The organism is Paraburkholderia sp. (assembly GCF_024281035.1).
In the GTDB taxonomy this organism is placed as follows: Bacteria; Pseudomonadota; Gammaproteobacteria; order Burkholderiales; family Burkholderiaceae; genus Paraburkholderia.
Map to the genome: position 1 here is coordinate 162623 of NZ_JAMXLH010000048.1, position 24300 is coordinate 186922.

Below are 24300 nucleotides of genomic sequence, written 5' to 3' on the forward strand. Positions count from 1 at the left end.
GCGCTGGCCGCGCTGGACAACCTGCTGCCGTGGCTGCGCGCGCGCACCTACTACGACGTCGAGATCGACGCCAGGCCGCGCGAGCTGCGCAAGCTGCTCGAAACGCACCTCGACATCGCGCGCTTCGCGACGCGCAACGACGTCAGCGACGATCAGTTCGAATTCCTCGTGACCGCCACGCCGCAGCAGGTGCGCGATCTTGCCTCCACCGACGGCTATTTCTCCGCGGTCGTGCGTACCGACACCGACACCGTGAACGGCAGGCGGCACGTGCGCGTGAGTGTCGATCCGGGGCAGCGCACCATGATCTCTTCGGTGACGCTTACATTTCGCGGCCCGGTGCTCACCGAAGACAAGAAGCAGGAGAACGCAGCCCGCTTCGCGTTCTCGCTGCACGGCGGCGATCCGTTCACGCAGTCGGGCTGGGACGACGCCAAGAATGCGTCGCTCAAGGCGCTGCAGTCGCGGCGCTATCTCGGCGCGAGGATCGTGCAGTCGGAGGCGCGCATCGATCCGCTGCGGCACGATGCGCAACTGACGCTCACCCTCGACAGCGGCCCCACCTTCACGATGGGGCCGCTCGACGTATCGGGCACGCGGCGTTATCCGGCCTGGATCGTGGACAACGTCAACCCGATCTCGCCGGGCGAGTACTACGACGTCAGCCGCGTGACGGAACTGCATCGCCAGTTGCAGAACACGCCGTATTTCGCCAGCGTGGCCATCGACGTCGACAACGACACCCAGAAGCCGCTGCTCACGCCGCTGCACGCCAAGGTGAGCGAGTTCCCGTACAACAATTTCCGCGGCAGCGTCGGCTATTCGACCGATACCGGCGCGCACGTGCAGGGCTCGTACACGTATCTCAACACTTTCGGCGCCGCGTGGCCGCTCCAGTTCCAGGGGCGTCTCGACCAGATCCAGCAGTTCGGCCAGGTGCAGCTCTCGATGCCGCCCGGCCCGCGCGCCTGGACCAACAGCGCGCTCATCTCGTACACGACCACCGATGTGTCCGATACGCGCATCTACAGCTTCCGCTCAGGCTTGCAGCGCACGCGCACCTCGCAGAACATCGACTACTCGTACGCGCTGCTCTACTACCAGGACCGCCTGTACCAGAACGTCGGATCGCCCACGATGGCCCGCGCGCTGGTGCCGTCGTGGGGCTGGACGCGCCGCAACGTCGATGATCCGCTGTTCCCGCGCTCGGGCAACGTGGTCCGCGTGGAGGCGGGCTTCGCCGTGAAGGACGCTGCCTCCGACGCGACTTTCGTTCGCGGCTACATGCGCGGCCAGCAATACCTGCCGATCGGCCACAGCGACCTCGTGCTGTTTCGCGCGGAGCTCGGCGGCGTGTTCACGGGCTCCGGGTCGCGCAACGTGCCGGCCTCGCTGCTGTTTCGCGCGGGCGGTTCGAATTCGGTGCGCGGCTACAGCTTCGAGAGCCTCGGTAACGATGTTGCCGGTTCGATCCTGCCGGCCAAGTATCTCGCGACGGGATCGGCGGAATATCAGCACTGGTTCAGCCACGACTGGGGCGGCGCGGCGTTCTTCGACGTCGGCACCGCCACTGATGCGTGGGGCGAAAAGGTGTTCGACACGGGCGCCGGCGTGGGCGCGCGCTGGCGCAGCCCGGTCGGCCCGGTGAACCTCGATCTCGCGTATGGTTTTCGCAACCGCAGCGTGCGGCCCTATCTGACGCTCGGGATTGCTTTCTGATGACGACGATCACGACCTTGCGCTTCGTTTCGACGCTGCTGCCCGTTGCTGGAGACGCCGCGGGAGCCGCCGTATGAGCGCGCGTTTTGTCGTCCGCTGGCTCATGCTTGCCGCGGCTGCGCTCGATGCGCCAGCGGCGGGCGGCGGCGCACCGCCCGAGGAGCCGCCGTCCGGCCAGGGCGCTGAACCGCCGCCGCCATCACCGCCACACCGTCCGCGCCGGATCGTGCGCGCGCTCGCGTGGACGGTCGCGGTGCCGGTGCTGATCGTCGCGCTCGTGGCGGGGCTGCTTTACGGCGCGGCGACGACCGAGCGCGGCACGGCGCTCGCGTGGCGTGCGGCGGTGAGGGTGCTCGGCGGGCAGCTTGCCGGCACGCTCGACGGCGGCACGCTCGCAACGGGCGTGCGAATGCGCGACGTGCGCTGGCACGACGCGCACGGCGCGACCTTTGCCGTCGATCGCGTAAGCGGCAAGTGGGCGCTCTCGGCGCGGCCATGGCGCTTCGTCGTGGACTACCTGGACATCGGCGAAATCGATCTTCGCCTCGTGCCGTCGACCGAGCCGTCCACGCCGATGTCGCTGCCCCGCGATCTGCAATTGCCGCTCGCGCTCGACATTCGCGATCTGCGCGTGGCGAAGCTCACGCTGCACGAAGGCGCCTCGACATCGGAATTCTCGCGCTTCGTGTTTCACGGGCGCAGCGACCGTCGGCATCACGAGGCCGTGGTCGAGCAGCTCGACACGCCGTACGGCGCGGTGAGCGCCCGGGCGAAGCTCGACGGCGTCGAGCCGTTTCCGCTCTCGGGCGACTTCGGCTACGCGGGCAAGGTCCGCGACGAGGACGTGCACGTGAGCGGGCGCGTCGGCGGAACGCTGGCGGCGCTCACCGCCGATCTCGACGCGAGCGGCATGAAGCTCACGGGCCGCGCGCACGTCGAGGCGACGCCGTTCGCAGCCGTGCCGCTCAGGCGCGCGACACTCGCGTTCGATCACGTCAATCCGCAGGCTTTTTCGCCCGGCGCGCCGTTCGCCGATCTCGCCGTGCGCGCCGATCTTCAGCCCGTGCAGGGTGCCGCTGCCGCGCTCAAGCCGGATGCGGCGGCTTCGGCAGCTTCGGAAACTGCGGCGCAGGCCAGCAAGAACACACAGCAAAACGCGCAGCAAAACGCACGCGCTGCGGGCTTCACCGTCGCAGGCAACGTCTCGATCGTGAATGCGAAGCCGGGAGCGATCGACGCGAAGCTGCTGCCGCTCGTCGAGGCGCGCAGCGACGTCGTGCTCGACGCGCATACGCAGCGTCTTGCGAACCTTGAAGTGCGGCTCGTGAAGGGCGCCACACTGAAGGGCGGCGGCACGATCAGCGGGCGCAACGGGCGCTTCGACCTCAAGGTGGCGAACCTCGACCTGAACGCGCTCGAGGCGCGTGTGCGGCCGACGCAACTGGCCGGTCCGATCACGATCCACCTTGCCGGCGACGTGCAGAGCATCGCCCTCGACCTCGCCGATCCGAAGGCTGCGTTGCGTGCGCAGGGCAAGGTGACGTTCGATCCCGCGCGGCTCTCGTTCAACGACGTGCGCGTGAGTTCGGGCGCGGGCCGTATCGATGTGACGGGCGCGATCAAGCACGACGCGAATTCCACCTACACGCTCAAGGCGGCGCTGACCAACTTCGATCCGCTTTCGCTGACGACCCAGGCGCCCCAATCGCCCCGGTCAACGTCGCGCGCAGCGTCGCCTACCGCCGCGCGCACACCGCCGCAACGCGTCACAGCACGCGTGAACGGCACGCTCAACGCGACGGGCGCGCTCGCGCCCGCGTTCACCACCCGGGCCGAATTCAAACTCGGCCCGAGCGTCTATGCGGACCTGCCGCTCACGGGCGAGGGCCTCGTCCAGCTCGCGGGCTCGCGCATCCTGCCGAGCCGCGCGAATCTCTCGGTGGCAGGCAACGACGTGGCGTTGCAGGGCAGCTTCGGCGCACGCGGCGACCGGCTGCGCTTCAACGTGGATGCGCCGCAGCTCGACCGGCTCGGCTTCGGCGTCGCCGGGCAGATCGCGGCGAGCGGCGATCTCACCGGCACCTTCGCGCACCCGGACGTCGCCCTCGACTACAAGGCCGAGCAAGTCGTCTTCGGCGAGACGCGGCTCGGCCACGCGCAAGGACATGCGGAACTGCGCGACGGCGCCAACGGCGCGCTCGAATTCAGCACCGACGCAAGCGGGATCGCCGTGGCGGGCGTCGATATCGCGACGCTCACCGCGCGTCTCACGGGCACGCGCGCGAAGCACACGCTCACCGCGAGCGCGAAGGGCAAGGTGCAGGGCCAGGCCGTCGACGTGCAACTGGCCGCGAACGGCGGACTCTCCGAGACACGCGACGGCACGCGCTGGGACGGCACCGTCACGCAGCTGCTAAACCGCGGCGCGCCCGACATTACCCTCGCATCGCCGCTCACGGTGAGCGCGGGCGCAGGCAAGTTCACGCTCGGCGCCACGCGTCTCGCGCTGGTGGGCGCCTCGCTCGAACTCAAGTCGTTCGATTTCGATCATGGCCGTATCCGCTCGTCGGGCTCGCTCACCAACGTCTCGCTTGCACGCGTGATGCAACTGCGCCAGCAGTTCACGGGCGTGCAGTCGAATCTCAGGACGGACCTGGTCTTCGACGGCGACTGGAACTTCTCGATTGGCCAGAGCGCGACGGGTTATCTGCAGATCAAGCGCCGCTCGGGCGACATCACGGCCGAGGTCGGGCGCGGCGTGGCATCGCTCGGCATCGGCGACCTCAATGCGCGCGCGGCCTTCAGCGGCGGCAACCGGCTCGATGTGACGGCGCGCGCGCAGGCGAGCCGCGTGGGCGTGCTCGACGTCGATGTGTACACCTCGCTGACGCCGAGCAACGGCGTCCTCACGCTCTCCAACGAAGCGCCGGTCGGCGGCACGATCAAGGCGAATGTGCCGTCGCTCAAGACCACCGGCGGGCTGTTCGGCCCCGGCTATCTGCTCGATGGCCATCTCTCGCTGCAACTGGCGCTCGCCGGAACGCTCGCGCGGCCGAACGTGTCGGGGCCGCTCGTCGGCGACGGGATTTCCGCAACGCTCGTCGATCAGGGCATGCAGCTCAAGGACGGCGTGATCCGGGTCATGCTTTCGCAAAACCTCGTCGAATTCCAGCAGGTGGAGTTCCACGGCGCGAGCGGCACGCTGCGGGCGACGGGCCGTGTGCGCCTCGACAACGACGAGCCCGATCTCACGGCGAGCCTCGTCGCCGACAAGCTCGAACTGTTCGCCGCGCCGGATCGCCGCCTGTCGCTCTCGGGCAGCGCGAGCATCGCGAACGGCGGGCGTCTCGGCGATATGGAGATCGACGGCAAATTCACCGTCGATCACGCACGCTTCGACATGCCCGAATCGCCCGCGCCGGAACTCGGCAACGACGTGGTGATCGTGCGTCCCGACGGCACGACGCGCGGCGGGCCGCCGCCTCTCGATGCGCAGGCCGAAAAGGCCGGCACGCGGCCCGCGCCGCGTTTTGCGCCGCGCGCGCACATCGACATCGACCTCGGCCACGACTTCCGCTTCAGCGGGCGGGGCGCGGATCTCGGCCTCGCGGGCACGATCGCGGCCATGAGCGAGCCGTCCGTACCGCTGCGCGCGGTGGGTAACGTGCGCGTGACAGAAGGCTCGACGTACACGGCGTTCGGCCGCAAGCTCGCGATCGAGAACGGCTTTTTCACGTTCAACGGGCCGGTGGCCAATCCGGGCATCAACATCCTCGCGATGCGGCGCAACCAGCAGGTCGAAGCGGGCGTGCAGGTCACGGGCACGATCCAGGCGCCGGTCGTGAAGCTGGTTTCCGAGCCGAACGTGGTCGACAACGAAAAGCTTTCGTGGCTGCTGTTCGGCCACGGCACCGACCAGGGCAACAACGTCGGCCAGCAGAGCGCGATGACGACGGCGCTCGCGTTGCTCGGCAGCGCGAGCGGCAAGCGCATCGCGCAGTCGGTGGGGCTCGACGAATTCTCGATCGGGCGCAGCGAGGTGGGCCTGACCGACCCTCAGGTGGTGATGATTGCGAAGGCGATCAACGAATGGTTCGTGATCGGCTTCGAGCAGGGTCTGCAGTCGGCGGCGAACGCGGTCAAGGCGACCGTGAACCTCACGCGCTACTGGTCGGTGTCCGCATACGGCGGCACGTTCTACGGCTCCGATGTCAATTACACGCGGCGCTTCGACCGCATCCGGTGGTAGCTCGCGGGGCAGCTTCCGGGCGTTTCGTGTGTCGTGTGTGTTGCGTGTGTTGGGTGTGTTGGGTGTGTCTTGCGCGGGCCAAACAAGGTTCTTCGCGAAAATTCCATCAGGCTCACGAAGCCCGCACCTCACGGACCCCTTTACCTATCCGCCGCCGCAGCAGTGAGCGCAGCGTCACGCCGTCCGCGTAACCGACCTGCTCGGCGATGCGATCCACGCTCAGGCTGCTCGTTTTCAGCAGATGAACGGCGCGCTCGACCCGCAGATCCTGAATGTATTCAACGGGCGTTTTGCCGAGCACCTCGTTTAGACGTCGCGTCAACGTGCGCTTGCTGGTCGCCAAGGCTTCGGCGGCGTCGTCGAGCGTGATGGCCGTGTCGAGGTGTTCGCGCACCCAGCGGTCGAAACGCTCGACGAGCGGGTCCGAATGGGCCAGATGATCGGAGATCGCAAAGGCAGACTGCGAAGGCCGCGAATCGAATACGAGGTACTTGCCTACGAGCGCCGCAAGCTCAGGACTGTTGTTGCGGATCAGCCAGAGTGCCAGGTCGAGATGGCTCAGGGCCGCTCCTGCCGTTACCGTGCTTCCGCTGGGCACGACAATGCGATGGGCATCCAGGTGCACGCGAGGGTAACGTTGCCGGAACATCGGGGAAAGCCACCAGGTGGTCGTGGCTTCGCGCCCGTCGAGCAAGCCGCTTTCGGCCAGCACGAGTGCAGGCTTATGCGTTTACGTTCGGCTGAGTTCGGCTGAGTCCGGCCTTTGCCGCGAGAAGGCCGTCATGCCCCGCCTTCGCACGATAACCGCCTCCACAAAGGCGGGCACATCGCCGCCTGGGCGGCAGCGGCAAGCGTTCCTGGACGACGTTCGCGCGAGGTTCCGGTCGCCGCACTGATATCGAACGCGCGGACGACGCGGTGCGAACGGCGTTCGGCGCGCGTATCGCGCCGTGCCGGTTTTTCGATGTATTTTGGTTTGGGGTGCCGCCATCCTCCCCGCGTGCGCGAGGGGCAAGGAAGCGGGTCAGCACCGTCACGAACCATCGCCCGCGAGGCGTCCCCGAATCACTGATTTCGACTCTCAGGCAAGGAGTATGAAATGAACGGCATCGCACTGGCTTGCACCTGTGTCCTTGGTTTGCTTCTGTTCGTACTTGGACTCTCCGTCACGGTCGTGCGCTCTCGCGTCGGGCTGCTGAGCGGCTATGCGCCCGAACCTGACCTGCTGCTAACCAAACTGGTTCGCGCTCACGGTAATACCGCCGAGTACGCGGCGTTCTTTGCGGCGCTATTTCTGTATCTCGGCGCTCAGAATCCGCCTCACTGGCAGCTCTGGTGCATGGCAGGCGCAATGGCCTGCCGCTTGCTCCTGGTGGTCTCGCTCGTTGCCTGGCCCACCATGTCGAAGCCCAATCCGGCCCGTGCTATCGGGGCGTTGGGAACCTACGTGTTCGGGGCGGCCCTCTGTATTGCATTGCTCGTCGGCCGTTAGCCCTCCGGCCGTGCACGGAAATCCGCGAAGCCCAAAAAAAAAGCACGCCCGCAGGCGTGCTTGTGTGGTAGAAGAAACGCAGCGCGTCAGCGCACGCGCATCCCCGGTTTCGCGCCGCTGTGCGGCTCGAGAATGTAGAGGCCGGGTTCGGCCTTCTCGTTGGCCGACGAAGCCGCGAGCACCATCCCTTCGGACATGCCGAACTTCATCTTGCGCGGCGCGAGGTTCGCGACCATCACCGTGAACTTGCCCTTGAGGTCCTCCGGCTTGTAGGCCGAGCGGATGCCCGAGAACACGTTGCGCGTGCGCTCTTCGCCCACGTCGAGCGTCAGTTGCAGGAGCTTGTCCGAGCCCTCGACAACCGCGCAATCGACGATCAGCGCAATGCGCAGGTCGATCTTCGCGAAGTCGTCGATCGAGATGAGTTCGGGCGTTTCCGGCTCGGCTTTGGCGGCTTCCCTGGCGGCTTCCTTCGATGCCTTCGACTTGTGCTTCGCATCGGCCGCAGCGGTGGCGGCGGGTGCCTCGGCGGCCTGCAGCGAATCGCGGTTCGCGGCGAGCAATGCTTCGATCTGCTTCGGATCGACGCGCGTCATGAGGTGCTTGTACGCGTTGATCGGCTTGGCCGACGAGAGCGGCGTTGTGGCGTCGGCCCACACGAGCGGCACAATCGACAGGAAGCTTTCCACGCCTGCGGCGAGCGTCGGCAGCACCGGCTTGAGCGCGAGCGAGAGCAGACGGAACGCTTCGAGGCTCACGCTGCAGGTTTCGTGCAGCGCGGCCGAATTGGCCGGATCCTTCGCCTGTTCCCACGGCTTCGCGGTATCGACGTACGCGTTGACGGCGTCGGCGAGTTCCATCGTGTGGCGCAGCGCGCGGCCGTAGTCGCGCGACTCGTAGTGCGCGGCGATCTGCGGGATCGCATCGCGCAGTTGCGCCACCAGCGGATGCTGCATCGCGCTGTCCAGTACGCGGCCATCGAAACGCTTGATCAGAAAGCCCGCCGCGCGGCTCGCGATGTTGATGTACTTGCCGACGAGGTCGCTGTTCACGCGCGCGAGGAAGTCTTCGAGGTTCAGGTCGAGGTCTTCCATCGTGCCGTTGAGCTTGGCCGCGAAGTAGTAGCGCAGCCACTCGGGATTCAGGCCCGTCGTGACGTAGCTTTCGGCGGTGATGAACGTGCCGCGCGACTTCGACATCTTCGCGCCGTCCACCGTGAGAAAGCCGTGCGCGAACACGTTGGTCGGCGTGCGATGGCCCGAGAATTCGAGCATCGCCGGCCAGAACAGCGTGTGGAAGTACAGGATGTCCTTGCCGATGAAGTGATACTGCTCGGTCTTCGTGCCGGGCTTCACCCACGCGTCGAAGTCGAGCCCGCGCTGCTCGCACAGGTTCCTGAAGCTCGCGTAGTAGCCGATCGGCGCGTCGAGCCACACGTAGAAGTACTTGCCCGGTGCGCCCGGAATCTCGAAGCCGAAGTACGGCGCGTCGCGCGAAATGTCCCAGTCGGCGAGCTTCGATTCGCCCGCTTCGCCCAGCCACTCGCGCATCTTGTTCGTGGCTTCGGGCTGCGCGAGGCCGCTCACCCAGCCGCGCAGGAACTGTTCGCAGCGCGGGTCGGAGAGGCGGAAGAAGTAATGCGTCGAGGTCTTGCGCACGGGCGTCGCGCCCGAGACGACCGAGTACGGATTCTTCAGGTCGGTCGGCGCGTAGGTGGAGCCGCACACTTCGCAGCTGTCGCCGTACTGGTCCTTGGCGCCGCATTTCGGGCACTCGCCCTTGATGAAGCGATCCGGCAGGAACATGTTCTTGACCGGGTCGTAGGCCTGCTCGATGTCGCGCGTGTCGATCAGCCCCGCTTCCTTGAGCGCCAGATACACCGACTCGGAGAGCGCGCGATTTTCTTCGGAATCCGTCGAGTAGTAGTGATCGAACGAAATGCCGAAGCTGTCGAAGTCGCGCTTGTGCTCCTGCCAGACGCGCGCGATCAGCTGCTGCGGCGTGAGGCCTTCCTTCTCGGCGCGCAGCATGACGGGCGTGCCGTGCGTGTCGTCCGCACCGACGTAGTAGACCTCGTGACCATGCATTCGCAGCGCGCGAACCCAGATGTCCGTCTGGATGTACTCGACCAGATGGCCGATGTGGATTTGCCCGTTGGCGTAGGGCAGGGCGGACGTGACAAGAATCTGGCGGCGGGCCTGCTGAGCCTGGTGTGTGCCGGCGGCACTGAGGTCGGTGGCGGGTGCTGACATAGGGAGGGAGTCCGGTGATGCGGGAGGTCGAAACTGCGATTTTAGCAGGGCTGTCGGAGTGGGCGTTCGGGGCCGGGAGCGATGCGCGCGGCGTGTGGGCAACCCACGGGCAGACCGCGGACAAAAGCGGCGCGCAAAAAAAACCGGGGCACGATAGCCCCGGAGCAACAACGACAAGAGGAGAATGGTGACGCGGCGGCTTCGCCAGCCACGTACCGTAAATACAGACCGCCGTTGGGCGTGAGAGTTCGAAGTTTTTTCGATTCCCTCGCCGCTGCCGCCAGGTCAGGCCTGGGCCGGTGCGGCGGCCGTCCTGCCGTTAGCCTTGATGCTGCGCCGTCGCGCGCAGATAGATTTCCACGCGACGGTTGGCTGCACGGCCTGCCTCGGTGTTGTTGTCGGCGATCGGCTGGGTGTCGCCGCGGCCCTCAGCCGCGAGACGTTGCATCGGGATGCCGCGCGACGTCAGATAATTCACGACGCTCTGTGCACGGTTGACCGACAGCGTCTGGTTGAACGCGGGCTGGCCCGTGCTGTCGGTATGGCCGACGACCTGGGCGACGACTTCCGGGTTCTGCTGCAGCGTCTGCGCGACCTGGTCGAGCACGGGTGCGAACGTCGGCTTGATCGCGTAGCTGTTGGTGTCGAACGTCACGTTGCTCGGGATGTTGAGCTTGAGCGAGCCGTCCGGCTGCTCGGTGATCTGCGTGCCCGTGCCCTTGGTCGCGCCTGAGAGCCGGTTGCGGATGGCCGACCAGTTGTAGCCGGTGATGCCGCCGACCAGCGCGCCCGCGCCGGCGCCGATCGCCGCACCCTTGCCGCCGCCGAAGATGGCGCCGATCGCCGCGCCGGTGCCGGCGCCGACGCCCGTGCCGACAGCCGTGTTCGTGCCCTGCTGGGTTGCGCAGCCGGCGACGAGTGCTCCGGCAATGGCGAATACGGACAGGCGAGTCATGATTCTTTTGTTCATTTTGATTCCTCACTTGAGTGGAACAAGACTGCCGCCGACGTCGGGCGGACGGCTCGCAGGCCCCGGCTGGAGTCAGGGTCTTCGGGCGGCGCGAGTCGGCAGCTACTACAATGGCGGCTTGAAGGCCTGTATCGCGAGCCTCGCGGCTTCGAATCCGATGTCGCGAAGCGTGCCTTGCCGGCAGGAATATCGCAATCCAGCTTAACAATTTCTTTCGATTTTTGGTGCCAGCGCGGCTAGGCGGTCCACGCGCGGCGGCCTGCGTTTTCACGGAGTATCAATGAGCATAGATCGGGCTTTGGTCGACGCCGCGCTCGCGGCCCTCGCGGATCCGAACACGGGCCACCCGTATTCGACGGGTAAGGGCGTGCGTAATGTCACCGTCGAGGGCGATGGTGTCGGTGTGGAAATCGTGCTCGGCTATCCGGCGAAGAGCCAGGTCGACGCGATCCGCGCGCAGGTCGAGGCGGCGCTCGCCGCCGTGCCGGGCGTCAAGTCGAGCCGCGTCGCGGTGCGCACCGAGATCGCCGCGCACGCCGTTCAGCGCGGCGTGAAGCTGCTGCCGAACGTGAAGAACATCGTGGCGGTCGCATCGGGCAAGGGCGGTGTCGGCAAGAGCACGACGGCCGTGAACCTCGCGCTCGCGCTCGCAGCCGAGGGCGCCTCGGTGGGCGTGCTCGACGCCGATATCTACGGCCCGTCCCTGCCGATGATGCTCGGCATCCACGGCCGCCCCGAGTCGCCGGACGGCCAGTCGATGAACCCGCTCGAAGGCCACGGCGTGCAGGCGAACTCGATCGGCTTCCTGATCGAGGAAGACAACCCGATGGTGTGGCGCGGCCCGATGGCCACGTCGGCCCTCGACCAGCTGCTGCGCCAGACCAACTGGCGCGATCTCGACTATCTCGTCGTCGACATGCCGCCGGGCACCGGCGACATCCAGCTCACGCTCTCGCAGCGCGTGCCCGTGACGGGCGCCGTGATCGTCACGACGCCGCAGGATATCGCGCTGCTCGACGCCAAAAAGGGCCTCAAGATGTTCGAAAAGGTCGGCATTCCGATTCTCGGCATCGTTGAGAACATGGCCGTGCACGTCTGCTCGAACTGCGGCCACGCCGAGCATGTTTTCGGCGCGGGCGGCGGCGAGCGCATGGCGCAGCAATACGGCGTCGAGGTGCTCGGCAGCCTGCCGCTCGACATCGCGATCCGCGAGCAGGCCGACTCGGGCAACCCCACCGTCGTCGCCGATCCGAACGGCCGCATTGGCGAAACGTATCGCGCTATCGCGCGGCGCGTCGCGATCCAGATCGCCGAGCGCGCACGCGACATGACGTCGAAGTTTCCGAGTATCGTCGTGCAGAACACCTAAGCCGTACGTCCTTGCTGCGTGGGGCTGAGCGCGCCTTTTCGGCGCGCGTGCGGGTATCATGTGGCTCCATCGGGTCCGGTACGATGACCGCACGGGCGGCTCCCGGTTGCCAAGAGGATTGCATGGGAAAAGGAAACGACTGGCCAGCAGGGTTGGCCGCCGGGTTCGCCTCGCGGCTTGCCTCGCGTTTTGCATTGCCGTTCGTATATGCAGTACCGGTAGTCGCCGGCTGCGTGCTGCTGAGCGGCTGCGCCAGTTTCATGGGGCAGCAGGACAAGCGCGCGACCGCGCAGCTGCTGCCCACGATGGGTAGCCAGGTGCGCGGCACGGTATCGTTCGTCGAACGTTCGGACGGCGTGCAGGTGAATTACAACCTCGCCGGTCTGCCGCGCAACAGCGATCACGCCCTGCAGGTCCACGAACGCGGCGACTGCAATGCCGCCGATGCATCGAGCGCGGGCCCCGTCTTCGCGCCCGCCGCCGACCGCCTGAAGCCCGGCGTACGCGTGGAGGGCGATCTCGGCAACATTCACGCCGATTCGAACGGCGTTGCCTCCGGCTTCATCGTCGCGCCCGACGTTTCGCTCGACGGCGTGCGCTCGGTGCTCCAGCGCGCCGTGCTGGTCCACCGCGAACCGATCGACCCCTACGCATACCCGCAGCGCGGCACCGGCACGGCGCTCGCATGCGGCGTGATCCGCGCCCAGTGAGCGCGCTCTTTTGTCGCGCTGCGCCCCGCGGCGCGGCGGCAGGGCGGGCTTGCGGCAGGTTCGGCATGGTTGTGCCGGGCGTTGCGCGCCCGGGGCGCGGGGGCCGAGCGTGTTGCGCGGATGCACGGCTGCCGCGCGTTGCCGACGCGCATTCCGGCATGCCAATCCACATCGCGTAAAATAAGCGCCTTTCGTCTTTTAACTGGCACGCAGCGACCCAATATGGCAATCAAATCCGACAAGTGGATCCGGCGCATGGCCGCAGAGCACAAGATGATCGAGCCGTTCGTGCCCGACCAGATCCGCACGTCCGAGGACGGCCGCAAGATCGTGAGCTACGGCACGTCGAGCTACGGCTACGACATTCGCTGCGCCGACGAATTCAAGATCTTCACGAACATCAATTCGACGATCGTCGACCCGAAGAACTTCGACGAAAAGTCGTTCGTCGACTTCCGGGGCGACGTGTGCATCATCCCGCCGAATTCGTTCGCGCTCGCGCGCACGGTCGAGTATTTCCGTATCCCGCGCAACGTTTTGACCGTGTGTCTCGGCAAATCCACGTACGCGCGCTGCGGGATCATCGTGAACGTCACGCCGTTCGAGCCGGAATGGGAAGGCTACGTGACGCTCGAATTCTCAAATACGACACCTTTGCCTGCGAAAATCTACGCGAACGAGGGCGTCGCGCAGGTGCTCTTCTTCGAGAGCGACGAGATCTGCGACGTGTCTTACGCGGATCGCGGCGGCAAGTACCAGGGGCAGCACGGGGTCACGCTGCCGAAAACCTGATCCGGCAAATCGATGTGAGCCGAGACGTTGTGAGCCTGAACTCACCGCTCATACGAAATACGGGGACCGCTGTGCAACACATGCAGCGGTCGTTTCTTTTGGAGAATCGCCCATGAAGTTTCGTTTTCCCGTCGTCATCATCGACGAAGATTTCCGCTCCGAGAACATCTCGGGTTCCGGCATCCGTGCACTCGCCGAAGCGATCGAGAAAGAGGGCGCGGAAGTCCTCGGGCTGACGAGCTATGGCGACCTGACGTCGTTTGCGCAGCAGTCGAGCCGCGCTTCGTGCTTCATCCTGTCGATCGACGACGACGAATTGCTGCCGTACGTCGAAGGCAGCGACGAGGAAGCGCCCGAGCACGCGCCCGCGATCATCGCGCTGCGCGCGTTCATGGAAGCCGTGCGCCGCCGCAACGCGGACATCCCGATCTTCCTGTACGGCGAAACGCGCACCTCGCGCCATCTGCCCAACGACATCCTGCGCGAGCTGCACGGCTTCATCCACATGTTCGAGGACACGCCGGAGTTCGTTGCGCGCCACATCATCCGCGAGGCGAAGGTCTATCTCGACGCGCTCGCGCCGCCGTTCTTCAAGGAACTCGTCAAGTACGCGGACGAAGGCTCGTACTCGTGGCACTGCCCGGGCCACTCGGGCGGCGTGGCGTTCCTGAAGAACCCGCTCGGCCAGATGTTCCACCAGTTCTTCGGCGAGAACATGCTGCGCGCCGACGTCTGCAACGCCGTCGACGAACTCGGCCAGCTGCTCGACCACACGGGCCCGGTCGCGGCCTCGGAGCGCAACGCGGCGCGCATCTTCAGCGCGGACCACGTGTTCTTCGTGACCAACGGCACGTCCACTTCGAACAAGATCGTCTGGCACGCAACGGTCGCGCCGGGCGACATCGTGCTCGTGGACCGCAACTGCCACAAGTCGATCCTGCATTCGATCACGATGACGGGCGCGATCCCCGTGTTCCTTACGCCGACGCGCAACAACTTCGGCATCATCGGTCCGATTCCGCGCGACGAATTCAAGCCGGAGAACATCCGCCGCAAGATCGAGGCGAATCCGTTCGCGCGCGAGGCGCTCGCGAAGAATCCGAATCTCAAGCCGCGCATCCTCACGATCACGCAGAGCACGTACGACGGCGTGATCTACAACGTCGAGATGATCAAGGATCTGCTCGGCGACATGCTCGACACGCTGCACTTCGACGAAGCGTGGCTGCCGCACGCCGAATTCCACGACTTCTACCAGGACATGCACGCAATCGGCGCGGGCCGTCCGCGCACCGGCTCGCTCGTGTTTGCGACGCACTCCACGCACAAGCTGCTCGCTGGCATTTCGCAGGCTTCGCAGATCGTCGTGCAGGACTCGGAAAACAGCGTGTTCGACCGTCACCGCTTCAACGAAGCGTATCTGATGCATACGTCGACCAGCCCGCAATACGCGATCATCGCGTCGTGCGACGTGGCCGCCGCGATGATGGAGCCGCCGGGCGGCCAGGCGCTCGTGGAGGAGTCGATTGCCGAGGCGCTCGACTTCCGCCGCGCGATGCGCAAGGTGGACGCCGAATACGGCGACGACTGGTTCTTCCAGGTCTGGGGCCCGGACGAGCTGGCCGAAGAGGGCATCGGCTCGCGCGAGGACTGGATGCTGCGCCCGAACGATCACTGGCATGGCTTCGGCGCGCTCGCCGAAGGCTTCAACATGCTCGACCCGATCAAGGCGACGATCGTCACGCCGGGCCTCGACGTGGACGGCGAGTTCGGCGAGAACGGCATCCCGGCCGCGATCGTGACGAAGTACCTGGCCGAGCACGGCATCATCGTGGAGAAGACGGGCCTGTACTCGTTCTTCATCATGTTCACGATCGGCATCACGAAGGGCCGCTGGAATTCGATGGTCACCGAACTCCAGCAGTTCAAGGACGACTACGACAACAACCAGCCGCTGTGGCGCGTGCTGCCCGAGTTCGTCGCGCAGCATCCGGCGTACGAGCGCATCGGCCTGCGCGACCTGTGCCAGCAGATCCACAGCGTCTATCGCGCCAACGACATCGCGCGCCTCACGACCGAGATGTACCTCTCGGACATGGAGCCCGCGATGAAGCCGTCCGACGCGTTTGCGAAGCTCGCGCACCGCGAAGTGGAACGTGTGGCCATCGACGAACTCGAAGGCCGCGTCACCTCGATCCTGCTCACGCCGTATCCGCCGGGCATTCCGCTCCTGATCCCGGGCGAGCGCTTCAACAAGACGATCGTGAACTACCTGAAGTTCGCGCGCGAATTCAACGAGCGATTCCCCGGATTCCATACGGACATCCACGGTCTGGTCGGCGAGATGATCAACGGTCGCATCGAGTATTTCGTCGATTGCGTGCGCGACTGATTGCGATGATGAAAGGCAAGACGATGCGCGTCGCGCGGCTGCGCGCCGGTTTGCGCGCTGCATCGCTGACGATGGCGGCGTGGCTGCTTTTCGCGGGCCACGCGCATGCGGAAGTGGGCGCCGCCGATCCGATCGATACGGCCATGCGCACGTGTCTGGCGCGCGCGGACCGCTCGTCGGCGGCGGGGCAGGTGCAGTGCATGGACGACTCGCGCACCGCGTGGCGCAGCGCCGCCGACAGTGCGTTCATGCAACTGCTCGCGAAGCTGCCGCCCGCGCAACGCAAGCGCTGGCAACTGAGCGAAACGCGCTGGGCGGCGTGGCGCGACGCCGAGGACATCATGCTCGCCGCGGCGTTCGATACGTCGAGCGGCTCGTCCTATAAGCTCTACGAAGCGGATATGCGGCTGCAGCCGGTGCGCGACCGCGCGCTCACGCTGCGCGCCGAAGCGCGCGCGCTTGCGGACCAGCCGACGCCGCGCGCGCGCGCGTGTCCGGCGGACGCGCGCTGCGAGCACGTGAGCTACGATCTGAACCGCTATTACCGCAAGCTCTACGCGCGCATGCCCGCGCACGGACGGCCGACCGTCGCGCGTGCGCAGGCCGCATGGCGTGCGTATAGCGACGCGACCACGCCGCTCCTCGACGAACACGCGCGGCTCGATTTGCTGGGTGCGCGGCTCGCGACGCTCAAGCGGCTCTCGGAGACCGTGGGCAATCGCTAGCCTGTAGTGCGAGCACGCCGCCGACGCGGCGCTCAGTCGATCAGGAATTCCTCGGGCGTGCGCACCGGCACGGTCGTGGGATCGCCGAGGAGGTCGTGCAACGCGACCCCGATCTGTGTCGACATCGTCGTCAGCGCGAGATCGTTGTCTTCGGTGCCGAACGGGTCTTCGATCTGCGCGGCAATCGTTTCGTGCGCCATGAATGCGTAGGCAACGAACACCGCGAAAATCGGCGTCGCCGCGCCGATGCTATCCACGAGACCGAACGGCAGCATCGCGCAGAAGAAGTACACGGTGCGGTGGATCATCACGGTGTATGCGAACGGCAGCGGCGTCGAGGCGATGCGCTCGCAACCGCCGATCACATCCGAAAGGGCATTCAGATTGCGCTCGAAGGCGAGCACGGCCCAGCCGTCGAGCCCGCCTTCGCGCGCTTCCCGGCGCATCCATTCCGATGCGCACATCAAGAGCGTGGCCGGACGAAAGCGCGAAGCCATCACGCGCTCGAACAGCGCGGGCGGCAAATGGGCCTTGAGATCGTCGTGCGGGTCGGTGTTGCGCAATTGATGGCGCAAGGCGTGCGGCAGCGCGCAGAGCAGCGTGACGAGCTCGCGCGTACGCGGGCGAGGGTCTTCGTCGTTCGCGAGCGTCAGCGCCTGGCGCGTGAGCGAGCGCGACTCGTTGAGGAGCAGGCCCCAGAGCTTGCGGCCTTCCCAGTAGCGGTCATAGCTCGCGTTGTTGCGAAAGCCGAGGAACACCGCGAGCGCGATGCCCATCAGCGAGAAGGGCACGGTGCTCAGATTGACGGTGACTTTGATGATGTGATCGTGCGAAGCCACCGCGACGATCGAGATACACAGCACGAGGAAGAGCCGTGGCAGCAGCTCGGGCAGCACGGAGCCGCGCCACGCGAGCAGCATCCTGAACCAGTTCAGGTGGGGACGGACGATCATTGGAACACGAAAAACAGTGGAACAAGGCCGGCGGCGCCGGCCGGGACGCACAGGGCGCGGCACAGGCTGCCGCGCCGTGCGTCATGCGCGCAGGCCTTGGTTGACCCGTTACCCGACCCGTTACTTGACGAGCGCGGCGCGCGCCGCTGCGATGGCCGCGCGGACCTGTTCCGGTGCGGTGCCGCCCGGATGGTTGCGCGCTGCGACCGAGCCGTCGAGCGTCAGCACGGAGAACACGTCGTCGCCGAGCAGATGCGACACGGCGGGCAGCTCGCGGCGCATTTCGTCGAGCGTGAGGTCCGCGAGATCGCAGTTGCGGTCCACGCAGATGCGCACCGCGTGCGCAACTGCCTCGTGCGCGTCGCGGAACGGCAGGCCGCGCTTGACCAGGTAGTCGGCGAGGTCGGTGGCCGTCGAGAAGCCTTGCAGCGCCGCCGCGCGCATCGCCTGCGCCTTCACGCTGATGCCCGCCACCATTTCGGCGAAGATGCGCAGCGTGTCCGCGACCGTATCGACGGTATCGAACAGCGGCTCCTTGTCTTCCTGGTTGTCCTTGTTGTAGGCGAGCGGCTGGCCCTTCATCAGCGTGAGGAGCGCCATCAGATGGCCGTTCACGCGGCCCGTCTTGCCGCGCGCGAGTTCGGGCACATCGGGGTTCTTCTTCTGCGGCATGATCGACGAACCGGTGCAGAAGCGGTCGGCCAGATCGATGAAGCCGACGCGCGGGCTCATCCACAGCACGAGTTCTTCCGAGAAGCGCGAGACGTGCGTCATGACGAGCGCCGCGGCGGCCGTGAATTCGATCGCGAAGTCGCGGTCCGAAACGGCGTCGAGCGAGTTCGCGCAGATGCCGTCGAAGCCGAGCGTCTTCGCCACCGCGAAGCGGTCGATCGGGTAGCTCGTGCCCGCGAGCGCCGCCGCGCCGAGCGGCAGGCGGTTCACGCGCTTGCGGCAATCGATCATGCGCTCGCTGTCGCGCGTGAACATCTCGACATAGGCGAGCAGGTGATGGCCGAACGTGACCGGCTGCGCGACCTGGAGGTGCGTGAAGCCGGGCATGATCGTGTCCGCGTGCTGTTCCGCGAGGTCAAGGAGGGCGGTGCGCAGGTCGCCGAGCAGGCCGCCGATGCGGTCGATCTCGCCGCGCAGCCACAGGCGGATGTCGGTGGCGACCTGGTCGTTGCGCGAGCGGCCCGTGTGCAGGCGCTTGCCCGCATCGCCGATCAGCGCGGTCAGGCGCGCTTCGATGTTCAGGTGGACGTCTTCGAGGTCCAGTTGCCACTCGAACTCGCCGCGCTCGATTTCGCCCTTGATCTGCGCCATGCCGCGCTGGATCGCGGCGAGGTCGTCGGCGGCGATGATCTTCTGCGCGGCCAGCATCGACGCGTGCGCGAGCGAGCCTTCGATATCGACGATCGCAAGGCGCTTGTCGAAGAAGACCGACGACGTATAGCGCTTGACCAGCTCCGACATGGGTTCGGAGAAGCGAGCCGACCAGGCTTCGCCTTTTTTGTGCAGTTGGGACGTCATGGTGTTAAGCGATGAGCGGTGGGATGGCGAGCCCCGCGGCGTGGCCGCTTCTCGCGTGCCGGCGGCGCGCGGCGGGGAAAAACGGCAATTTTACCATCGGCGGCTGACGGACTGGCGCAGCGGGCGCTCCTGGTGACGCACGTGACGCTGGCTGGCGGCGCTCAGAGCCGCACCAGCACCACGAGCTTCAGATCTTCCCGGTGCGCGGGCTTGAACGTGATCTGGTCATAGGCGACGCGGCCGTGGCGCGGGTGATTGAACTCGCGCCGCCCGCCCTCGCGCTCGAACACGTCCTGCGAGGCCCAGAAGCGCGTGAACTCGTCGCTCGCGGCGATCAGCGACTCGATCAGCGCGTGCGTGGGCGCGTCGTTCAGGTGCCGGATCGAATCGGCGCGGAATTCGGCGGCGAGCCGCCGGGCGCGCGTGGCCCAGTCGACGATCAGCTCGCGCGCGAGCGGCTCGGTGAACGTGAACCGCAGCAGGTTGCGGTCGCGCTCGCCGTCGAGCCAGCCCGTGAACAGATCCGCCGCGTGCGCGTTCCAGGCGAGCGCCGTCCACTGGCGGTCGAGCACGTAGGCAGGCGCGTTCACGAGTTGAACGGTCTGCAGGAGCGTGGCGGGCGCGTCGGCGGCGTTGGCCGGATCGGGCTCGGCGGGATCGCGCTGCGCGGCGAGTTCGAACAGATAGGCGCGCTCGGCGCGCGAGAGCTGGAGCGCAACGGCGATGCGCGCGAGCGCGTCCGCCGACGCCGACACGGGCCGACCTTGCTCGATCCACGTGTACCAGGTGGGGCTCACGCCGCACAACTGGGCGACTTCCTCGCGGCGCAGGCCCGGGGTGCGGCGGCGCGGGCCGGGCGGCAGCCCCACGGCCTGCGGCGACAGGCGCTCGCGATGGGCGCGGATGAACTCGCCGAGCGCTTGCGCGGGCGTGGCGTCGAGGGTTCGGCTGCTGGCGGCTTCGGGGGCGTCGAAACTCATGATCCGGGACGGGTGCTGGCGATACCAGAATATCCGCTTAACTTGTACTGGTACAAACGGGCCTCTATTGTAGCGTCTGACGTGATGAAAGGCCCGCCGCGTCAGACGCTCGGGGAAATGCCTCCGTGCGTGGGTCGACGCGCGATGGCGCCCCACAATACAGCCGCAAGCCATGAGGAGCATTCGATGAAGCATCACGACCAGGTTGCCGACGCGTTCGGCACGAGCGCCGCCGCTTATCTCACGAGCCAGGTCCACGCGACCGGGGCCGATCTGGAGAATCTCGCCGCCACGTTCGCGGTGACCTGTGGCCACGCAACGGTGCTGGACATGGGCTGCGGCGCGGGCCACGCGAGCTTCGCCGTTGCGCCGCACGTGCGCGAGGTGGTGGCCTACGACATCGCGCAGCCCATGCTCGACACGGTTGCCGCCGCCGCCCGCGAGCGCGGGCTCGCCACGATCCGCACGCAGCAGGGCGCCGCGGAAACGCTGCCGTTTCCCGATGCCTCGTTCGACTGGGCGATCAGCCGCATGAGCGCGCATCACTGGCGCGACGTGCCGCGCGCGCTGGCCGAGGTGCACCGTGTGCTCAAGCCGGGCGGGCGGCTGAAGTTCATCGATATCGCGGGCATCGACGATCCGCTTTACGACACGCACATCCAGGCGATCGAGGTGCTGCGCGACGCATCGCATATCCGCGACTATCGCGCCGACGAGTGGATCGCCATGCTCGAGTGCGCGGGCTTTGCGGCCAGCGTGACGCAGCGCTGGCGTATCGCACTGGAATTCGATTCATGGGTCGCGCGCATGCGCACGCCGCCCGAGCGCGTCGCCGCGATCCGCTCGATGTGGGAGCGCGCGCCCGATGAGGTGCGTCACTATTTCGACGTGCGCGACGATGGCTCTTTCAAGCTCGACGCGGTGATGATCGAGGCGACACGGCGGGACTGAGGCATCGCTGCGTTCTGCGCGCCATACAGACAAAAACGGCGTCGTGCCCGCGAGAGGCACGACGCCGTTTTTCATGGCGCAGAGAGCCGCGTGTTGAAGGCTCAGCCCGTATTGCGCAGGCCCGCCGCGATCCCGTTGATGGTCAGGTGAATGCCGCGGCGCACGCGCGGGCTCGGGTCGCCCGCGCGATAGCGCTTGATCAGTTCCACCTGCAGGTGATTGAGCGGATCGAGATACGGGAAGCGGTTCTTGATCGAACGCGCGAGCAGCGGGTTATCGGCGAGACGGCCGCTTGCCCCCGTGATCTCGTTGAGCACGCGCGTCGTGCGCTCCCATTCCGCGACGATGCGCTCGAACACATGCTTGCGCAGCTTCTTGTCGGTCACGAGCTGCGCGTAGCGCGACGCCACCGCGAGGTCCGTCTTCGCGAGCGTCATGTCCATGTTCGACAGCAGGTTCGAGAAGAACGGCCAGTCCTTGTACATCTTCTTGAACATCGCGAGCCGGCGCGTGCGCTCGGCCTGGCTGCCCGCAGCGTCGAGATACGCCGTCACGGCGCTGCCGAAGCCGTACCAGCCCGTGAGCAGCAGGCGGCACTGGCCCCACGAGAAGCCCCAGGGAATCGCGCGCAGATCGTCGATCTTGCGGTTCGCCGGATCCTGGAGCTTGCGCGACGCGGGCCGGCTGCCGATGTTCAGCTCGGCGATTTCGGTGATCGGCGTGGACGAGAAGAAGTAGTCGGTGAAGCCGGGCGTCTCGTACACGAGCGAGCGGTATGCGGCCATCGCCGCATCCGAGAGCGTCTGCATGATCTCTTCGAACGCCGGCAGTTGATCCGGCGCGTTGCCCGCCGTGCTGCCCGCCGTATTGCCCATCGGCAGCAGCGTCGCTTCGAGCGTCGCGGCAATCACGGTTTCCAGATTGCGGCGGCCGATCTCCGGGTTGCCGAACTTGCTCGCGATGACTTCGCCCTGCTCGGTCAGGCGGATCTGGCCTTCGACCGTGCCCGGCGGCTGCGAGAGGATCGCGTTGTAGGTCGGGCCGCCGCCGCGGCCCACCGTGCCCCCGCGGCCATGGAACAGGCGCAGCCGGATGCCGCGCTCGCGATGCAGCGCGACGAGCGCGAGTTCGGCGCGATACAGCTCCCAGTTCGACGTGAGGAAGCCGCCGTCCTTGTTGCTGTCCGAGTAGCCGAGCATGATTTCCTGCTCCTTGCCCTGGTGCTCGACGATGCTGTCGATGCCCGGCAGCGCGAGCAGGTCGCGCATGATGTTCGGGGCGTTGCGCAAATCGGGGATCGTCTCGAAGAGCGGAATCACCATGAGCGCGGCGCGCGCGGGGTCGTCCGCGTGGCCGAGGCGGCCGCTCAGGAGGCCCGTTTCCTTCTGCAGCAGCATCACTTCGAGCAGGTCGGAGACGGTTTCGGTGTGCGAGATGATGTAGTTGCGCACCGCGCGCGCACCGAATTTCTCGCGCGTCACGCGCGTCATCTCCAGCACGCCGAGTTCGCTCTTCACGCGCTCCGAGTAGTCGAGATGCGGCGAGCGCAGCGTGCGCGGATCGGCAAGCTGCCTGAGCAGCACGATCTGCTTGTCCTCTTCGGACAGCCCGGCATAGTCGGCTTCGAGGCCCGCACGCGCGAGCAGTTCGGCGATCACGGCTTCGTGGACGTCCGAGCTTTGGCGCAGGTCGATCGACGCGAGATGGAAGCCGAATACTTCGACGGCGCGGAGCAACGGCGCGAGGCGCGGCGTGGCGAGCGAAGCGCCGTGATGCTCGGCGAGCGAATCCATGAGGATGCGCAGGTCGCGCGAGAACCCGGCAGCGTCGGCGTAGGGCTGCGCGCGCACGGGCGCGGCGCCGCGGCCCGCGCTGCGCACCGAAACCACGCCTTCGCCAAGCCGCACGCGCGCGCTCGCGGCGAGCCGCGTATAGACGCCGATCAGCGCGCGGCGATACGGCTCGTCGACGCGGTGCGGCGACTGGTCGGGCGAGGCATCCGCCAGCGCCTTGAGTTCGGCGCTCGCGCCCGCGAGCAGGTTCGACACCGAAAGCTCCGCGCCGAGCCGGTGCACTTCGTCGAGATAGTGCTGCAGGATCACGTGCGCCTGGCGCTCGCTCGCTTCTTCGAGCGTGGCGGCCGTGACGTTCGGATTGCCGTCGCGGTCGCCGCCGATCCAGCTGCCCATCTGGAAGAACGCGGGCAGGCGCGCGCTCACGCCGTGCTCCTTCAGCGAGGTTTCGATCTCGCCGTACAGCGCGGGGATCTCGGTGAGGAAAGTCGTGTGGTAGTACGAGAGCGCGTTCTCGATCTCGTCGCCGACGGTCAGGCGCGACGCGCGCAGCATGCGCGTTTGCCAGAGCGACGTCACGCGGGCGCGCAGCAGCGCTTCATTCAACGCGCGTTCGCGATGCGTGAGCGACTGGTCGCGCTCGGCGAGCAGGCGCGCGATGTCGTGCTGCGAATCGAGCGTGCTCTTGCGCTGCACTTCCGTGGGGTGCGCGGTGAGCACGGGCACGATCAGCGCGTCGTTGAAGAATTGCTGGAGCACCGGCGTCGCGGCCGCGCCCGCCTCGGCGAGGCGTTCGAGCGAATGCGAGATGGTGCCCGGTTGCGGCGCCGAACCCGCGAGATCGTGGATGCGGTGACGGCGGTTGCGGTGGCGGTCCTCGGCGATGTTGGCCAGATGCGAGAAATAGCTGAACGCGCGCACGACGCTCACGGTCTGCTCGGGCGAGAGCGTGCGCAGCTGCTTGTCGAGCGCGAGCGCCGCAGTGTTGTCGTCTTCGCGGCGAAAGCGCACGGCGGTCTGGCGGATCGTCTCGACGACGTCGTACACCGCGTCGCCTTCCTGCTCGCGCACGACTTCGCCCAGCAGGCGCCCGAGGAAGCGGATGTCTTCGAAGAGCGGCTGGTCCTTGTCGTCGCGGGTGCGGCCATTGCGCGCGGGCTGCGGCGTTTTGGCATTGGCTGCAGGGGGGATCTTCGTTTCCGGAACGGCGGATTTCGATTTCGCAGTGGCCGCTTTGCGGGCTTTTTTCGTGGCGGACGCGATGGCCGCACTTGCCGCCGCCGTTGCTGCCGCTGTTGCCGCTTTCATGGCTTTGGATTTTTTGTCGGCATGCTTCTTCGAGGTGGTGTCGGCCGTCGAAGAATCGTTCTGCGATGCGTTATTGCGGCGCTCTGCGCGCGCCGATCCGGAAGACTTCACGATG

At 66.8% G+C, this 24300-nt stretch carries 15 protein-coding genes and 1 pseudogene; 9 read left to right on the forward strand and 7 right to left on the reverse strand.

What is annotated here, in order from left to right; translation table 11 throughout:
• Positions 1–3: 3 nt before the first annotated feature.
• Together Q0L30_RS15485 and Q0L30_RS15490 are read left to right on the forward strand one after the other, a co-directional pair.
• Entirely contained in the window at positions 4–1719 is a 1716-nt protein-coding gene (locus Q0L30_RS15485) for an autotransporter assembly complex family protein (protein WP_296658047.1), read from the forward strand.
• 73 nt (positions 1720–1792) lie between these two features.
• Positions 1793–5968 (forward strand): translocation/assembly module TamB domain-containing protein, encoded by a 4176-nt coding sequence (locus Q0L30_RS15490; protein ID WP_296657955.1) that lies wholly within the window; start codon positions 1793–1795, stop codon positions 5966–5968.
• 112 nt (positions 5969–6080) lie between these two features.
• Here the strand turns inward: Q0L30_RS15490 and Q0L30_RS15495 are convergent.
• Positions 6081–6686: pseudogene (locus tag Q0L30_RS15495) on the reverse strand (GlxA family transcriptional regulator); the annotation flags it as partial.
• Between the two features lie 381 nt (positions 6687–7067).
• Here Q0L30_RS15495 and Q0L30_RS15500 point away from each other — a divergent pair.
• Positions 7068–7460 (forward strand): MAPEG family protein, encoded by a 393-nt coding sequence (locus Q0L30_RS15500; protein WP_296657958.1) that lies wholly within the window; start codon positions 7068–7070, stop codon positions 7458–7460.
• 86 nt (positions 7461–7546) lie between these two features.
• Here the strand turns inward: Q0L30_RS15500 and metG are convergent, their stop codons facing one another.
• Positions 7547–9712, reverse strand: coding sequence for a methionine--tRNA ligase (metG, locus tag Q0L30_RS15505; protein WP_296657960.1), 2166 nt, complete (start codon positions 9710–9712; stop codon positions 7547–7549).
• A gap of 319 nt (positions 9713–10031) precedes the next feature.
• Positions 10032–10682 (reverse strand): OmpA family protein, encoded by a 651-nt coding sequence (locus tag Q0L30_RS15510; RefSeq protein ID WP_296657963.1) that lies wholly within the window; start codon positions 10680–10682, stop codon positions 10032–10034.
• 280 nt (positions 10683–10962) lie between these two features.
• On the opposite strand from Q0L30_RS15510, the gene apbC reads away from it, so the two are divergent.
• The 5 genes from apbC to Q0L30_RS15535 all read left to right on the forward strand — a co-directional run bounded on the left by apbC (position 10963) and on the right by Q0L30_RS15535 (position 16670).
• On the forward strand, positions 10963–12051 hold the full coding sequence (gene apbC / locus Q0L30_RS15515; protein ID WP_296657966.1) for an iron-sulfur cluster carrier protein ApbC: 1089 nt from the start codon (positions 10963–10965) through the stop codon (positions 12049–12051).
• 122 nt (positions 12052–12173) lie between these two features.
• Positions 12174–12761: a superoxide dismutase family protein gene (locus tag Q0L30_RS15520; protein ID WP_296657968.1), complete on the forward strand. Its 588-nt coding sequence runs from the start codon at positions 12174–12176 to the stop codon at positions 12759–12761.
• A gap of 222 nt (positions 12762–12983) precedes the next feature.
• Complete coding sequence (gene dcd, locus Q0L30_RS15525; RefSeq protein ID WP_293034664.1) at positions 12984–13553, forward strand: dCTP deaminase; 570 nt, start codon at positions 12984–12986, stop codon at positions 13551–13553.
• Positions 13554–13665: 112 nt separating this feature from the next.
• On the forward strand, positions 13666–15945 hold the full coding sequence (locus tag Q0L30_RS15530) for an arginine/lysine/ornithine decarboxylase (protein WP_296657970.1): 2280 nt from the start codon (positions 13666–13668) through the stop codon (positions 15943–15945).
• Positions 15946–16016: 71 nt separating this feature from the next.
• A complete protein-coding gene (locus Q0L30_RS15535; RefSeq protein ID WP_296658051.1) occupies positions 16017–16670 on the forward strand; it encodes a lysozyme inhibitor LprI family protein in 654 nt (217 codons plus the stop codon).
• Between the two features lie 32 nt (positions 16671–16702).
• Here Q0L30_RS15535 and Q0L30_RS15540 read toward each other — a convergent pair whose 3' ends face one another.
• The 3 genes from Q0L30_RS15540 to Q0L30_RS15550 all read right to left on the reverse strand — a co-directional run bounded on the left by Q0L30_RS15540 (position 16703) and on the right by Q0L30_RS15550 (position 20133).
• Positions 16703–17623, reverse strand: coding sequence for a bestrophin family protein (locus Q0L30_RS15540; protein ID WP_296657973.1), 921 nt, complete (start codon positions 17621–17623; stop codon positions 16703–16705).
• Between the two features lie 120 nt (positions 17624–17743).
• Positions 17744–19153 (reverse strand): argininosuccinate lyase, encoded by a 1410-nt coding sequence (argH, locus tag Q0L30_RS15545; RefSeq protein WP_296657976.1) that lies wholly within the window; start codon positions 19151–19153, stop codon positions 17744–17746.
• A 161-nt stretch (positions 19154–19314) separates the two neighbouring features.
• A complete protein-coding gene (locus Q0L30_RS15550; RefSeq protein ID WP_296657979.1) occupies positions 19315–20133 on the reverse strand; it encodes a helix-turn-helix transcriptional regulator in 819 nt (272 codons plus the stop codon).
• A gap of 186 nt (positions 20134–20319) precedes the next feature.
• Here Q0L30_RS15550 and Q0L30_RS15555 point away from each other — a divergent pair, with 186 nt between their 5' ends.
• The gene (locus Q0L30_RS15555; RefSeq protein WP_296657981.1) at positions 20320–21084 is read left to right on the forward strand and encodes a class I SAM-dependent methyltransferase; all 765 of its coding nucleotides are present in this window, start codon (positions 20320–20322) and stop codon (positions 21082–21084) included.
• A gap of 101 nt (positions 21085–21185) precedes the next feature.
• Here the strand turns inward: Q0L30_RS15555 and ppc are convergent, their stop codons facing one another.
• Entirely contained in the window at positions 21186–24296 is a 3111-nt protein-coding gene (gene ppc / locus Q0L30_RS15560; protein ID WP_296657984.1) for a phosphoenolpyruvate carboxylase, read from the reverse strand.
• Between the last annotated feature and the right edge of the window lie 4 nt (positions 24297–24300).

What these genes read in the sequence shown, in the direction of transcription:
- Q0L30_RS15530 (WP_296657970.1), top strand. Translation starts at nt 13,666, where the DNA reads ATGAAGTTTCGTTTTCCCGTCGTCATCATCGACGAAGATTTCCGCTCC.
- Q0L30_RS15490 (WP_296657955.1), top strand. Translation starts at nt 1,793, where the DNA reads ATGAGCGCGCGTTTTGTCGTCCGCTGGCTCATGCTTGCCGCGGCTGCG.
- Q0L30_RS15550 (WP_296657979.1), bottom strand. Translation starts at nt 20,133, where the DNA reads ATGAGTTTCGACGCCCCCGAAGCCGCCAGCAGCCGAACCCTCGACGCC.
- Q0L30_RS15540 (WP_296657973.1), bottom strand. Translation starts at nt 17,623, where the DNA reads ATGATCGTCCGTCCCCACCTGAACTGGTTCAGGATGCTGCTCGCGTGG.
- Q0L30_RS15520 (WP_296657968.1), top strand. Translation starts at nt 12,174, where the DNA reads ATGGGAAAAGGAAACGACTGGCCAGCAGGGTTGGCCGCCGGGTTCGCC.
- Q0L30_RS15555 (WP_296657981.1), top strand. Translation starts at nt 20,320, where the DNA reads ATGAAGCATCACGACCAGGTTGCCGACGCGTTCGGCACGAGCGCCGCC.
- Q0L30_RS15510 (WP_296657963.1), bottom strand. Translation starts at nt 10,682, where the DNA reads ATGAACAAAAGAATCATGACTCGCCTGTCCGTATTCGCCATTGCCGGA.
- argH (WP_296657976.1), bottom strand. Translation starts at nt 19,153, where the DNA reads ATGACGTCCCAACTGCACAAAAAAGGCGAAGCCTGGTCGGCTCGCTTC.
- Q0L30_RS15535 (WP_296658051.1), top strand. Translation starts at nt 16,017, where the DNA reads ATGGCGGCGTGGCTGCTTTTCGCGGGCCACGCGCATGCGGAAGTGGGC.
- Q0L30_RS15500 (WP_296657958.1), top strand. Translation starts at nt 7,068, where the DNA reads ATGAACGGCATCGCACTGGCTTGCACCTGTGTCCTTGGTTTGCTTCTG.
- metG (WP_296657960.1), bottom strand. Translation starts at nt 9,712, where the DNA reads ATGTCAGCACCCGCCACCGACCTCAGTGCCGCCGGCACACACCAGGCT.
- dcd (WP_293034664.1), top strand. Translation starts at nt 12,984, where the DNA reads ATGGCAATCAAATCCGACAAGTGGATCCGGCGCATGGCCGCAGAGCAC.
- apbC (WP_296657966.1), top strand. Translation starts at nt 10,963, where the DNA reads ATGAGCATAGATCGGGCTTTGGTCGACGCCGCGCTCGCGGCCCTCGCG.